The organism is Enterobacter sp. A8 (assembly GCF_004296595.1).
GTDB classification, from domain to species: domain Bacteria; phylum Pseudomonadota; class Gammaproteobacteria; order Enterobacterales; family Enterobacteriaceae; genus Enterobacter; species Enterobacter cloacae.
This window is the reverse complement of record NZ_SCMF01000003.1, coordinates 632,156-644,576: the sequence shown is the minus strand read 5'-3', so window position 1 is coordinate 644,576 and position 12,421 is coordinate 632,156. Positions and strand designations below refer to the sequence as shown.

Sequence of the window (12,421 nt, the reverse complement as noted above, 5' to 3'; positions counted from 1 at the left end):
AAAATTGCCCGCATGTCGTCTCAATGTTATGTTTTTTATCAATAAACATGACAGGAGTAGGCTATGTCCGCGCAGGATCGCCAGACGTTATCACTGCCCTCGCTCAGAAATTTGCAGGCATTCATCGCCGTCGCTAACGCATTGAGCATCCATCAGGCGGCCGAACAGCTCAACGTCACCCCCTCTGCGGTCAGCCATCAGATCGCGTCGCTGGAGTCGTGGATGGGCAAGAAATTATTCATCCGCAGCGGCAAAGGGGTTCAGCTCACCCCAACGGGAGAAAAATATCTGCGGGAGGTCTCGGCGGCGATGAGCGCCATCGGACGCGCCACCGATCAGATCGTCAAAGAGAAAGATAACGCCGTGCTTCGGGTGCACTCCTCGCCCACCTTCGGGTTGTCATGGCTGTTGCGCCGCCTGGGTAAGTTTCGCGCCGAATATCCCGATATCACCATCAATCTCACCTGCTCCTATGAGAATCTGCAATTCGCCAGAGATAATATTGATATTGATATCCGCCACGGTATCCCGGACTGGGATGCTTACCGGGTGATGACCATAAAAAACGACACGCTGGTGGTGCTGGCCTCGCCGGAGTATGCGCAAAAACACCCCATCAACACACCCACCGATCTGCTGCAACAGTCACTCATCTCGTCCACCAGCACTCTGGTGAACTGGGAAAAATGGTTCGCCTGGCACAATATCGACAGGCCCTGGCTCAACTTCAGCCTCAGCTTTGACCGCTCCTATATGAGCTTTGAAGCGGCGCGCATGGGGCTGGGATTTATCCTTGAGAGCAAAATGATGGCGACAGACCACCTGAAAGATGGCTCACTGGTGCAGGTACTGCCGGATGAGATGGGGATCGCTATTAACGCACATCATCTGGTAATGCCGCATATGCATGAACGCGCGTGGAAGATCCAGCAGTTCGTTGAGTGGATTGACCGGGAGCTGCGGCTGTCGGGTTATCATCTGTAACGTCGGGTGGCGGCTTCGCCTTACCCGACCTACAAAATCTGCGGCCTGTTGCCCTCACCCCAACCCTCTCCCACCGGGAGAGGGAGAAATGCACATTAACCCACCGTGCCCCAGACAAGGTTCCCCTTATGGAAGGTCGCGGTGCGCGGTGAAATGCGCGCCACCGCCTCGGCGGAACAGGAGGCGTCCACCAGCACAAAGCTGGCGTCGTCCTGCGCTTTCGGCCAGACGCGTTCACCTTTGTCGTTCAGCGGCAGTACGTCACCGGTCGCAATACCTAAAGCGCGGGACAGCGTCTGCTCATTAGGGCGGATATAGAGCTGGGCGTAGAGATTCGCTTTTTCCAGCATGTCCCCCAGGCCGTACGGCGACCAGTGGTCGATCACGCTGTCGGTGCCCGTCATGACAAACACGCCTTTATCGCGCAGCTGCTTCAGCGGCATATGCAGGGTGCCAATCGGCACGGTGGAGGCGATAGTCACCTGCTGCGCCGCCATGCGGGTGGCAATCTCGTCCACCTGCTGCTCGTTGAGCGTGGCCAGCGCAAAGGCGTGGCTGATGGTCAGTTTGCCCTTCAGTTGCGGGGTTTTCTCCACGGTTTCGACCATGTAGTTCACCGCCGCCACGCCCGCCGGGCTGGTTTCGTGCAGGTGAATATCCACCCCTTTGTCGTAATCCAGCGCAATCTGGAACATGGTGTCGAGAGATTTCTCCATCGCCCCGTCAACGTTGGTTGGGTCCAGCCCGCCCACGTAGTGCGCCCCGGCCTGCATCGCCTCGCGCATCAGCTTTTCGGAATTCGACAGCAGCAGGCCATGCTGTGGAAACGCCACGATCTCGCAGTCAAATCCGGGCTTGCGACGCGCCAGCACCGCCTGCAGGTTCTCGAGATTCTTCAGGCCCGAGACTGGCTCAATATTGCAGTGGCTGCGGGCGAGGGTGGAGCCTTTCGACTGGATCAAATCGATCAGCTTTTCGGCGCGCTCCTGGGTATAAGGCTGGAGTTCGGGGAGCAGCTTCTGCTCAAGGCGGATCATATCCTGAATGGTTGTACCCGCCGGGCGGTTGAGCGAACGCCACGGGCCGCCGTAGAAGGTTTTATCCAGGTGAATGTGCATATCGCGCATCGCCGGGAGCATCAGCTTGCCGCCTGCGTCATAGTGCGGCAGGGTGGCGTCCGCGTGACTTTTGTTATCGCGCAGGGCGACAATTTTCCCGTCTTTGATCTCCAGCGTTTTCAGCTCGGTGCGGGTGCTCGTCGCCACGCCGCCGTCGACGTTAAATCCGGCCTCCAGCAGCACGTTGTCCAGGTAGTAGTGTTTAGCGGTGATGTTCATCGGTTTGCCCGTCTCGCAGGTTGGTTTTGCGGAATCGGCAGCATACGCGACGGAGCCGGTCGCGCCAAACAGCGCGCAGGCGGTGACCATTTTGCCGCTCTGGCTGATGAATTCACGGCGGCTTTTATTTTCACTCATCTTATCTTCCTTCATTAACAATATGGGTACCGGTTTCCCCGCGTAGCGCGGCGGGCAGGCAATCTGGCGAGGTGATGATCACGCGCTTGCCGCCATGGCGTAAAAATTCCAGCGAGGCGACGATTTTGGGCAGCATGCTGCCCGCCGGGAAATGGCCCTCGTCTTTGTAACGGGTCATCTGCGCCACGCTCACCGTGTCCAGCGCCTGCTGGTTCGGCTTGCCAAAGTGGATGCACACTTTTTCGACCCCGGTGGTGATCACCAGCACGTCGGCGCGGATCTCGCGCGCCAGCAGCGCGGTGGAGAGATCTTTATCAATCACCGCGTCAACGCTCTGGTAATCGCCCTGCTCCGTGCGCACCACCGGAATACCGCCGCCGCCCGCGCCAATCACCACAAAGCCTTTTTGCGTCAGGGTCTTGATGGCATCGGCTTCAACAATGCGTAACGGCTGCGGCGACGCCACCACGCGACGATAGCCCCGGCCAGAATCCTCAACAAAGTGCCAGTCCGGATGCGCCTGCTGCAGTTCATCGCGCTGCGCTTCGCTGAAGAACGCGCCGATGGGCTTGGTCGGGTGGCTAAAGCCCGGATCGTTTTTATCCACCTCCACCTGAGTGACGACGGTGACCGCTTTTTGCTCACCGCGCGCAGACAGGCGGTTGTTAATCGCCTGCTGGATCAGGTAGCCGATCCCGCCCTGGGTGTCCGCCACGCAGTTTGCCAGCGGCGTGAGCGGCAGACCCTCCCGCTCGTGAGCAATTTCGGCGCGGCGGAGATCCAGCCCCACCTGGGGGCCGTTGCCGTGGGTAAGCACGATGTCATAGTCCGAGGCCAGCATCTCCAGCACCGACTCTGCCACCGCCTTTACCGCCTGCGCCTGATGTTCAACCGACTGGCTGGCGTTATCTTTGATAATGCTGTTGCCGCCGATGGCGACGACCATAAGCTCTTTCATTTTGTTTCCTTTAGAAGGTGCGTTCTGGTGCCCTCACCCCGGCCCTCTCCCACAGGGAGAGGGGGATTAACAGAGATATCCAGCACATGCTTCACCACAAACATGCCGCCCATCATCAGATACGCGATCACAAACATCAGCGAACTGCCTTCGGCAAAGCCCACCACCGGGGCGTGGATCACGCCAAACAGCGCCAACAGCGCGCCACCGCCGGCGGCAACGGCCCCGCGCAGCGGTTTGTTGATAATGGCGAAGATGGCGATGCAGCCCCACAGCATGCTGGCGAGCGGTGCGCCACTGCCCAGATGCACCAGCCCCTCGTAGTAGATCCCTTTACTGTGCAGCACGTCGGTGCCGATTTTCGCCGCGCTGGTGCCCGCCGCGCCCATCACGCTGTTCATCATGGTCAACGCCCAGTTGGCGATCCACGGGAACAGGCAGATGAAAATCACGGGCACCTCCACTTTGGGCGTTTCCCTCACCACCTGGTTGGCGGTGACAACGCCGATAAACACCAGGATCGGCACGATGGCGGTCATCGGGATGATGGCGAGCATAAACGCCCCCAGCCCGAACAGCGGCACGATAAACATGGTCACGCCGGAGGCCAACGTGTAGCCGATGCTGGCGCCCATCGCTTTCCAGCCCGCATGACCCACATAGACCGTCACCGGGAACGGATTGCCCATCAGGCAGCCGAGCATGGAGGCCAGGCCGTTCGCCAGCATTACCTTGCGGGTCGGGTACTCGTCTCCCGCCGCGTGGGCGCTTTCAATGTTTTCCAGGTCGAAGATGTAGTTCGCCAGCCCCAGCGGCACGGCAGACGCCAGGTACGGCAGCGCGTGCGGCAAGCCCTGCAGGAAACCTTCTACATGGACTTCGGGCGGGTTAAAGCCGAAAGAGGACATCGAGGCTTTGATTGCCTCCGGGCTTTGCAGGCCGGAGATCCACGCTAACACCGTGCCAGCAATCAACAACAGCAGACCGGTCGGGATCCTGGCGAAGATCGGTTTTTTGCCGAACCAGTTAATGAAGATCAGCAGCAGCACAATGAACGACACGGTGGGCGCTTCAAACGCCTGCAGCATCGGGTTCATCGCCAGCAACAGCAGGCCCAGGCCCGACAGACACGAGAGCAGCACGGTACGCGGGATCATCTTGCGGATGGTCTCCCCCAGGAAAGAGCCGCCCGCCAGAATCATCGCCTCGACAAAGCACCACACCAGACCGATCTGAATGGCAAAATCCGCGTCACCGGTTTGCTGGTAGACCGGCATCAGGACCAGAAAGGTGACGGTAAAAATCGACGGCGCGCTCGGGCCAGACGGCAGCGCGGTGACGTCCGTTCGTCCGGTGGCGCGCGCCATCTGCAGGCCAAACCACGCGTAGCAGACGCTCGCCACCAGCACCGCCAGCCCGAAGGCCGGCGCGATGCGTCCATAAACAATCTCCTTCGGGATGCCGACGACAAAAATGAGCAACCCCATCATGGTTAGCAAATTGGTCAGGTTGTTGGTCATCAACCCGAAATATGCCGCCCAGTCACCTCTTTTCCACTCCAGTTTCATGTTTTTCATGGATGCTTGCCTTATAAAAAGTAGCGATCGCGGAAGGTCAACAGCGCCTTTTCAAAACAGCTAAACGGCGGGTGCACAATGCCCGCGCCAATCATGCCAATACCGGCGTCTTTGTGGGCAATGGCGGTATTGATAACCGGCAGAATGCCGCTGCCTGCGACTCGGGTGATGTCGATGGCGGTTGGAATGCCCATAAACGACAGCAGCGGAATGGTGACGTTCGGGTTTTCACCGAGGGTGATTTCGCGCATCTGGCGGGAGAAGTCGATGGCTTCTTCCACCGTGCCGCCCACCAGCGCGACAATCGCCGGGGCCGTCGCCATCGCAAAGCCACCGATACCGTAGGTTTCCGTGATGGCGCTGTCGCCGATATCCAGCCCGGAGTCTTCCGGCTTGTAACCTGCGAACATCGGTCCAATCACCTGCTGCGCCGGGCCGGTGAACCACTGCCCCGGCAGGCCGGAAATGCGCAGACCAAACTCGTAACCGTTACGCGCCATGGTGGTGACCACGGTGCTGTACTCAATGCCGTGGGCGGCGTCCAGCGCGGCCTTACACATCGCCATCCACGTCGGGCCGGAGAAGTAGTCGCTGCTGGCGACAAACTCAAATACCTCGCGCTGCTGCGCCACCGGATAGCCCGCCTGGATCACCCCCGGCGTCAGCGCCTGGATCAGCAGTGTGGTGCCCGCGTTGTTGCGGTTGTGGCATTCGTCACCCATGTGCAGCGCCTGAGCCAGCATCAGGCGCAGATCGATTTCGCCGATAATCTTCATGGCGTCGCGCAGCATCGGGCCAAGCACGTCGCGCATCCAGTTCAGACGGTCAATGACGCTCTGGTCGTTGGCGCCCATGCGCAGGATCTTCGCCATCTGCTCGCTGAGGTTGGTGTAGGCGCGGTTGCCGTAGGTTTTGTTCTCAACGATATGCATAAACATCGACGCGGAGGTGACGCCAGCCATCGAGCCCACGCAGTCGTGCTCGTGGCACGGCGAGAAGGTGATGTCGCCTGAAGCCGCCAGCCTTGCCGCCTCCTCCAGATCGTTCGCCAGCCCTTCAAACACCAGCGCGCCGGTGACCGCGCCTTTCATCGCGCCACACATATTTTCCCAGCTCACCGGAGGACCGGCATGCAGAATGGTGGTACGGGTCATCCCCGGCACAACGTTAATCGCCTGGTCGTACCCCACCAGCACCGGGTGGGACTGAATGATGCGCTCCAGCGCAATCTTGTTGGCGGCAGCGATCTTCTCTGCCAGCGGCTCCGCGGCCAGCTGGTCGAGCGCTTCGACGATCTGCATATTGCCCTGCCCCGGCGGTGCCCAGTCGAGTTGGGTGACGGGGACGTGCTGTTTTTTAAGATCGTCACTGAACAGCGCAATACCGACGTTAATGACGTTCAGCGGTTGGTTGAATAAGGTGGTCATCAGGCGTTCTCCCCTTTGCAGACAAATTCGCGTGCCAGTAATCCGGTGTTAGTACTGCTGCTGGCCCAGATCACGCCGGCATCGGTCAAAAGCTGACACTGCTGCGCCAGCGACTGAGGATCCTGGTCGGTGCCCAACACGTAGCCGAGGATCTCCAGCGGACGGTTATCGGCTTTCGCAATCGCCTGCGCCTCTTTAATGGCATCGAGCATCACGCCGACCGGATCCTCATGCGCGCCAAAGCCCAGCACGAAGTCCATCACAATTACGCCCACTTCCGGATCGCGCGCCTCCTGCAGCAGGCGGCTGATGCGGTTGGTCGGGTCGATCATCGGGTGCGGTTTGCCGTTGGTGAAATCGTCATCCCCAAAATCGAGGAAGGTGTGAGCCTGGCTGACGTTAATGTCGCGCAGGCGTTTCGCCGGATCGGGCTGAATGTTGCTGTAGACGTCGTCGTACTTCTCAAGCGCGGCGAACATCGCTTCATCACACAGGGTGCCGCCACAGAACAGACCGCGAATGTATTTCTGCTGCGGAGTGAGACGGGCGCGCACCTCTTCAATCAGGGGCCAGTTGAGCGGATGCAGGTTAAGGGACGCTTTGTTGATACCGGTGAGCAGCACGGCCTTCAGGGCCGCCTCTTTGGTGCCGCGGGCGAACTGCAGACCGTCTTCATCGGCGGGCGGTTCGTTGCGTCCAAGGAAGCAGGCGATGACCGGTTTGCGACAGGCCCGGGCACGCGCCAGCACCTTTTCTGCCACCGCTGGCGCTGGCGGTTTGGAGATCAGCGCGATGACCTGGGTGGCATCGTCGGCCTCCAGCATGTCGATGGCGTCGAGCATCATCAGACCACCGATTTTTTCACTGAGATCGCGCCCGCCGGTGCCAATCAGCTGCGATACCCCGCCGCCAAATTCATGAATACGCACACTCAGCTCCTGGCTACCGGTGCCGGACGCCCCGACAATGCCTATCGACCCGCGGCGTACGGCGTTGGCGAAGCACAGTCCTGCGCCGTTGATGATGGCAGTGCCGCAGTCTGGCCCCATCATCAGCAGCCCTTTCTGATGCGCCAGCTGCTTGAGTGCCAGCTCATCGTCGAGGGATACGTTATCGGAAAAGAGCATCACGTTGAGATCGTTTTCAAGCGCCTTGCGCGCTTCGCGTGCCGCAAACATGCCGTTTACTGAAATCACCGCCAGGTTACTGTCGGGACGGTGGGCTTTCGCACTGGCCAGAGTCGCGTAGCGTGCTTCATGGGTGCTCGCGCTCTCTATTCGGGTGAATAACGCTTCTATCGCCGCCAGGGTTTCATCATTGGCCGCGTCGCCTTTAATGACGATCATCAGATCGCCGTTTTTCGCATCCTCTAATTCCGGCGTTAACAGCCCGAGATTTTTTAATACGCCTTTGTTCATTTCCGTCGCCATCGCTACAAAGGCCTGCTCAACGCCCGGCAATTTATTGGCTTTGGTGGAAACGGACATTAATGAGACGGAGTCAAAATACGTGTTCTTTTTAATCACGATTTTTGTGGGCATTATTTTCTCCTGAATGCGGATAAAAGGGGGCCGCCGTCGTGCAAAATGCACGTCGGAAAAATACGTTTGAAATGGGGGCCAGCCGGAAACAGGCTGGCCGAATAAATTACGCGCCCGCCACCAGCAGCAGATCAGCTATCGCGTGGTAGCCTTTTTCCCGCGCCAGTTCGAGCGGGGTTTTACCGTATTTATCGGTCATGTGCGGATTCGCACCGTGGTCCAGCAGCAGCTTCACGATCGCCTGCTGTTTCGGGCCGCCGTCATTCAGGACAATGGCTTCCAGCAGCGGCGTCCAGCCGACGAAGTTGGTGTGATTAACGTTGATATCGGTCTTTTCCAGCAGCTCGCGGACAATCTCCACATGTCCTTTCTCACTGGCGGGCGTAATCCCCACTCCGCCGAAGCGCGTCAGGCGGTCCAGATCCGGGTTGGCGGGCAGAACAAGCCGCAGCAGGGTTAAATCATTGGTCAGGCAGCTGATCAGGAAGGGGTTAAAACAGGTCTGGTCCTGTTTATCTATATCCGCACCGGCGTCAATTAATAACGCGACACAGGGGTAATGTTTTTTCAGGCTGGCAATAACAATGGCGGTTCTTTTCTGACGGTTGGTGGCGTTAATATCGACACCTTTCTCAAGGCAGGCTTTTAGCGCGTCGACATTACCCTGCTCTGCCGCCAGTAAAAATTCCGTCACAAGTTCGTTCGCAGACATACAGACTCCCGATGGTGTGTTGCTGATGACCTGAGAATAGCAACAGCCCTTTCAGAAAAGAATCCGCTTAAAAATCATTCATCGACAGTCAATTCATTGTTGAGTTAAATTCAACGGTTCAGCCAAAACGTGCGTCTGTGCAACCTTTTTCTTATGGGTGAGCGTTTTTTCAGGCCATTCACGGCATTTTGCTTATGACCAAAGAAGCCTTGCATAACAAGGCCTGTAGCTAAACATCAGAACTGTGACCGCCGTCAAATGCGTTGTTGCGCCGCTGTTAAAATATGTTCAAAACTGATGGTAACCCGGAGCCGTAATATGAATTCCATCTTTACTGAAGAGAATCTGCTGGCCTTCACCACGGCGGCGCGTTTTGGCAGTTTCAGCAAAGCCGCCGCCGAGCTGGGTGTGACCACGTCGGCCATCAGTTACACCATCAAACGTATGGAGACCGGGCTGGACGTGGTGCTGTTTGTGCGTAACACCCGCAGCATCGAGCTGACCGAGTCCGGCTTTTACTTTTACCGCAAGGCTACCGATCTGCTGAACGATTTCTATGCTATCAGGCGTGGGATAGACACCATCTCTCAGGGCATCGAGGCGCGGGTACGCATCTGCATCAATCAGCTTTTGTATACCCCACGTCATACCGCGCGGCTGCTGCAGGTGCTGAAAAAGCAGTTTCCCACCTGCCAGATCACCGTCACCACGGAGGTCTATAACGGCGTCTGGGACTCAATCATCAATAACCAGGCCAATATCGCGATTGGCGCGCCGGATACGCTTCTTGACGGCGGCGGCATTGATTACACGGAGATTGGCGCTATTCGCTGGGTATTCGCCATCGCGCCGGAACACCCGCTGGCGTTTGTCCCGGAACCGATCGCGGAAAGCCAGCTGCGCCTCTACCCGAACATCATGGTGGAGGACACCGCGCACACCATTAATAAGAAGGTCGGCTGGCTGCTGCACGGGCAGGAGGCGATTCTGGTGCCGGATTTTAACACCAAATGCCAGTGTCAGATTCTGGGGGAAGGGATCGGTTTTTTACCGGAATACATGGCCCGGGAGGCCGTAGCGGACGGGCTGCTGGTGACACGACGCATCAATAACCCGCGTCAGGATTCGCGCATGCTGCTTGCCACGCAGCATGCGGCGACCGGCCAGGTCACGCGCTGGATCAAACAGCAGTTCGGCCCGCAGGGCGTACTGACCGGGATCTACAGCGACTTACTGTGGCGCACCTAGTTTCTTGTCTGAACCCAAAACGCGTGGATAAGTCCAGGGAAGTAGCCCAGTATGGTCAGAAGGATATTCAGGATAAACGCCCAGCCCAGTCCCTTGCCAAGCAGTACGCCCAGCGGCGGGAGAATAATCGTAAAAACAACACGCCAAAAACCCATAAAGACTCCGTGCAAGCTAACCAATTGAAAATTATAAAAGAGACATCTCTAAGCGTAGCCAGTTTACGGGTAACTGCCATTCGGCTGGCACGCTTTTACCAGCCTTTACCCTCTTTACACTGGCTTAAATCCTTCTTTAAATGCTCTACTACATAAAACACGACCGTAAGGAAACACCATGTCTCTTCCTCTGATTACGCCACAGCAGGCAAACGCGCTTATTGATGACGGCGCAAAGCTGATTGATATTCGCGATCCTGACGAATATGCCCGCGAGCATATTCCCGCCGCACAGTCCGTGCCGCTGGACACCTTACCCGGCGCACTGAACGCCGGGGCAGGTGAAACGGTGATTTTTCACTGCCAGTCCGGGGCCAGAACATCAAACAATGCCGCACGTCTTGCCCTGGCGGCGTCGCCTGCTCAGGCCTTCGTGGTCGAGGGCGGTATTCAGGGCTGGAAACAGGCCGGACTACCGACCGTAGAAGATAAATCCCAGCCGCTACCGCTGATGCGTCAGGTGCAAATTGCTGCCGGGCTGCTGATTCTGTGCGGCGTGGTGCTGGGCTATACGCTCTCCAGCGGCTTCTTCCTGCTGAGCGGTTTTGTCGGGGCCGGGCTTCTGTTTGCTGGCCTGACCGGATTTTGCGGCATGGCAAGACTGCTCAGGGTGATGCCGTGGAACAGACATACCTCATAAGCAGTAATCGATGAACCCTGCTGTACCCGGCGTGTGACGTGGGCTACAGTGAAGATCGCTAAAACGATGAGGAGGTTCTATGTTTTCTGTCGGTGATTATGTGCAACCGCGTCAGGGCGGCCCGAAACTGAAAGTGCTCGAAGTGAATGGGGATAGCATTGTGGCCGTTCAGGCCAGCAATGAGCAGGGCGAGAAATATACCCTGAAAGCAGCGGATGTTGCGCTGTACACCGAAGACGGTGATTTTGGCGTCTGCTAAACAGACAACCGGGCGGAGTCTTCCGCCCGGCTCACGCATTAGATCAGAAAATCATCCAGTGATTTGCCGTTTTCCAGCGCATTGGCAATAGGCTTCGGCGTGCGGCCCTGACCGGTCCACGTTTTCTCTTCACCGTTCTGGTCAATAAAGCGATATTTTGCTTCACGCGGCTTACGTTTTTTCGCCGATTTACCCGCATGCGCCAGCTCTACACCCAGCAGATCGGACGGTGAAATACCATCGGCTTTCATCCGTTCCAGCAGAGCATTAATTTTTTCCTGCTGCTCAGCGCGCTGTTGCTCTAATTCCGCCTGCTCACTACGTTTCTCTTCAGCAACGACCCTGACTTTTTCCAGCATTTCCTCAAGAACGTCCAGGGATAATTCACGCGCCATGGCGCGCAGAGTTCGGATATTATTAAGATTCTGTAACGTCAAAGACATATTATTTGAAAACCTTTTTTGTGGTGAGTCGTAAAATCAAAGCGAAGAATAATTCATTTCAAACATAATATCCACCCATCGACGCTTTTTGTCATTATTGTAAATATTTTTAAAGACGCCGCTTATATTATCCGTATATCGCGTTGTCGCGCTGCTTTTAATAAACATTCATAACAACATAAACGGTCGGTTTTAAGGCAAATCACAGGAGGGTACGCTGCGCGCTGCGTGTCGCACGGTCGCCGCCCACGCATTGCAAGCAACTTGTTGATTTTGCGCATCAAAAAACAGGACGAGAAAGAAAATAACGAAGCGAGCAAAAAACCATCATCTTTAGAGGATTTTGTGGAAAAAACGCGAATAAATAAAAATTTAACACTAGTTGTTAGTTTAAAGCCAGAAGGATACGCTATACACGTCAACCAAACCAACCCAAATCACTAAGATCATTACTTTTGTGCGTCTCAAGGAGCTCAGCCATGTTCTCACCGCAATCTCGCCTGCGCCACGCGGTAGCGGATACTTTCGCGATGGTTGTCTACTGTTCCGTCGTGAACATGCTGATTGAAATATTCCTCTCCGGAATGACCTTCGAGCAGTCACTTTCTTCGCGTCTGGTAGCGATCCCGGTGAACATTATTATCGCCTGGCCTTACGGCTTATACCGTGATGCCGTAATGCGCTTCGCCCGCCGCATCAGCCCGTCTGGCTGGATGAAAAACCTGGCAGATGTGCTGGCCTATGTGACGTTTCAGTCGCCGGTGTATGTGGCGATCCTGTTGACGGTGGGGGCAGACTGGCATCAGATTGCCGCAGCGGTGAGCTCAAATATCGTGATTTCGATGTTGATGGGCGCGGTGTATGGCTATTTCCTCGACTACTGTCGTCGCCTGTTCAGGGTCAGCCAGTACAGCCAGGCAAAAGCCTGATATGAAGCGACTG

Annotated in this window: 13 protein-coding genes; 5 read left to right on the top strand and 8 right to left on the bottom strand. The window is 56.8% G+C overall.

Annotation, left to right across the window (positions count from 1 at the left end; genetic code table 11):
• The first annotated feature begins 63 nt into the window (after positions 1-63).
• Positions 64-984: a LysR substrate-binding domain-containing protein gene (locus EQV24_RS15080; RefSeq protein WP_040023521.1), complete on the top strand. Its 921-nt coding sequence runs from the start codon at positions 64-66 to the stop codon at positions 982-984.
• Between the two features lie 95 nt (positions 985-1,079).
• Here EQV24_RS15080 and EQV24_RS15075 read toward each other — a convergent pair whose 3' ends face one another.
• From EQV24_RS15075 to EQV24_RS15050, 6 genes are all read right to left on the bottom strand, one after another.
• A complete protein-coding gene (locus tag EQV24_RS15075) occupies positions 1,080-2,459 on the bottom strand; it encodes an amidohydrolase family protein (RefSeq protein ID WP_013098403.1) in 1,380 nt (459 codons plus the stop codon).
• A 1-nt stretch (position 2,460) separates the two neighbouring features.
• Positions 2,461-3,417 (bottom strand): carbamate kinase family protein, encoded by a 957-nt coding sequence (locus EQV24_RS15070; RefSeq protein WP_130626741.1) that lies wholly within the window; start codon positions 3,415-3,417, stop codon positions 2,461-2,463.
• Positions 3,414-4,994, bottom strand: coding sequence for a hypothetical protein (locus EQV24_RS15065; RefSeq protein WP_038986131.1), 1,581 nt, complete (start codon positions 4,992-4,994; stop codon positions 3,414-3,416). The genes EQV24_RS15070 and EQV24_RS15065 overlap by 4 nt, the downstream gene beginning before the upstream one ends.
• A gap of 11 nt (positions 4,995-5,005) precedes the next feature.
• On the bottom strand, positions 5,006-6,421 hold the full coding sequence (locus EQV24_RS15060; RefSeq protein ID WP_207905509.1) for a DUF1116 domain-containing protein: 1,416 nt from the start codon (positions 6,419-6,421) through the stop codon (positions 5,006-5,008).
• Positions 6,421-7,962 (bottom strand): acyl-CoA synthetase FdrA, encoded by a 1,542-nt coding sequence (gene fdrA, locus EQV24_RS15055; protein WP_130626739.1) that lies wholly within the window; start codon positions 7,960-7,962, stop codon positions 6,421-6,423. Before fdrA ends, EQV24_RS15060 begins: the two co-directional genes overlap by 1 nt.
• Before the next feature lie 106 nt (positions 7,963-8,068).
• Positions 8,069-8,674, bottom strand: a complete 606-nt coding sequence (locus EQV24_RS15050) for an ankyrin repeat domain-containing protein (RefSeq protein ID WP_130626738.1) — start codon at positions 8,672-8,674, stop codon at positions 8,069-8,071.
• Positions 8,675-8,992: 318 nt separating this feature from the next.
• On the opposite strand from EQV24_RS15050, the gene EQV24_RS15045 reads away from it, so the two are divergent.
• On the top strand, positions 8,993-9,922 hold the full coding sequence (locus tag EQV24_RS15045) for a LysR substrate-binding domain-containing protein (RefSeq protein WP_020684930.1): 930 nt from the start codon (positions 8,993-8,995) through the stop codon (positions 9,920-9,922).
• On the opposite strand, the gene EQV24_RS15040 is transcribed toward EQV24_RS15045, so the two are convergent.
• Positions 9,919-10,077, bottom strand: coding sequence for a YqaE/Pmp3 family membrane protein (locus EQV24_RS15040; RefSeq protein ID WP_013098410.1), 159 nt, complete (start codon positions 10,075-10,077; stop codon positions 9,919-9,921). The genes EQV24_RS15045 and EQV24_RS15040 overlap by 4 nt on opposite strands.
• Before the next feature lie 178 nt (positions 10,078-10,255).
• On the opposite strand from EQV24_RS15040, the gene EQV24_RS15035 reads away from it, so the two are divergent.
• Positions 10,256-10,777: a rhodanese family protein gene (locus tag EQV24_RS15035; RefSeq protein WP_130626737.1), complete on the top strand. Its 522-nt coding sequence runs from the start codon at positions 10,256-10,258 to the stop codon at positions 10,775-10,777.
• Positions 10,778-10,856: 79 nt separating this feature from the next.
• The gene (locus EQV24_RS15030; protein WP_023621597.1) at positions 10,857-11,036 is read left to right on the top strand and encodes a hypothetical protein; all 180 of its coding nucleotides are present in this window, start codon (positions 10,857-10,859) and stop codon (positions 11,034-11,036) included.
• A gap of 38 nt (positions 11,037-11,074) precedes the next feature.
• Here the strand turns inward: EQV24_RS15030 and stpA are convergent, their stop codons facing one another.
• Positions 11,075-11,479 carry a DNA-binding protein StpA gene (gene stpA, locus EQV24_RS15025; protein WP_013098413.1) on the bottom strand — a complete coding sequence of 135 codons (405 nt, stop codon included), beginning with the start codon at positions 11,477-11,479 and terminating at the stop codon, positions 11,075-11,077.
• Between the two features lie 479 nt (positions 11,480-11,958).
• Here stpA and alaE point away from each other — a divergent pair, with 479 nt between their 5' ends.
• Entirely contained in the window at positions 11,959-12,408 is a 450-nt protein-coding gene (gene alaE / locus EQV24_RS15020; protein ID WP_013098416.1) for an L-alanine exporter AlaE, read from the top strand.
• Positions 12,409-12,421 lie beyond the last annotated feature (13 nt).

Bases quoted from the DNA above. Each gene is read 5' to 3' on its own strand.
- EQV24_RS15080 (WP_040023521.1), top strand. From the start codon at position 64: ATGTCCGCGCAGGATCGCCAGACGTTATCACTGCCCTCGCTCAGAAAT.
- EQV24_RS15075 (WP_013098403.1), bottom strand. From the start codon at position 2,459: ATGAGTGAAAATAAAAGCCGCCGTGAATTCATCAGCCAGAGCGGCAAA.
- EQV24_RS15070 (WP_130626741.1), bottom strand. From the start codon at position 3,417: ATGAAAGAGCTTATGGTCGTCGCCATCGGCGGCAACAGCATTATCAAA.
- EQV24_RS15065 (WP_038986131.1), bottom strand. From the start codon at position 4,994: ATGAAAAACATGAAACTGGAGTGGAAAAGAGGTGACTGGGCGGCATAT.
- EQV24_RS15060 (WP_207905509.1), bottom strand. From the start codon at position 6,421: ATGACCACCTTATTCAACCAACCGCTGAACGTCATTAACGTCGGTATT.
- fdrA (WP_130626739.1), bottom strand. From the start codon at position 7,962: ATGCCCACAAAAATCGTGATTAAAAAGAACACGTATTTTGACTCCGTC.
- EQV24_RS15050 (WP_130626738.1), bottom strand. From the start codon at position 8,674: ATGTCTGCGAACGAACTTGTGACGGAATTTTTACTGGCGGCAGAGCAG.
- EQV24_RS15045 (WP_020684930.1), top strand. From the start codon at position 8,993: ATGAATTCCATCTTTACTGAAGAGAATCTGCTGGCCTTCACCACGGCG.
- EQV24_RS15040 (WP_013098410.1), bottom strand. From the start codon at position 10,077: ATGGGTTTTTGGCGTGTTGTTTTTACGATTATTCTCCCGCCGCTGGGC.
- EQV24_RS15035 (WP_130626737.1), top strand. From the start codon at position 10,256: ATGTCTCTTCCTCTGATTACGCCACAGCAGGCAAACGCGCTTATTGAT.
- EQV24_RS15030 (WP_023621597.1), top strand. From the start codon at position 10,857: ATGTTTTCTGTCGGTGATTATGTGCAACCGCGTCAGGGCGGCCCGAAA.
- stpA (WP_013098413.1), bottom strand. From the start codon at position 11,479: ATGTCTTTGACGTTACAGAATCTTAATAATATCCGAACTCTGCGCGCC.
- alaE (WP_013098416.1), top strand. From the start codon at position 11,959: ATGTTCTCACCGCAATCTCGCCTGCGCCACGCGGTAGCGGATACTTTC.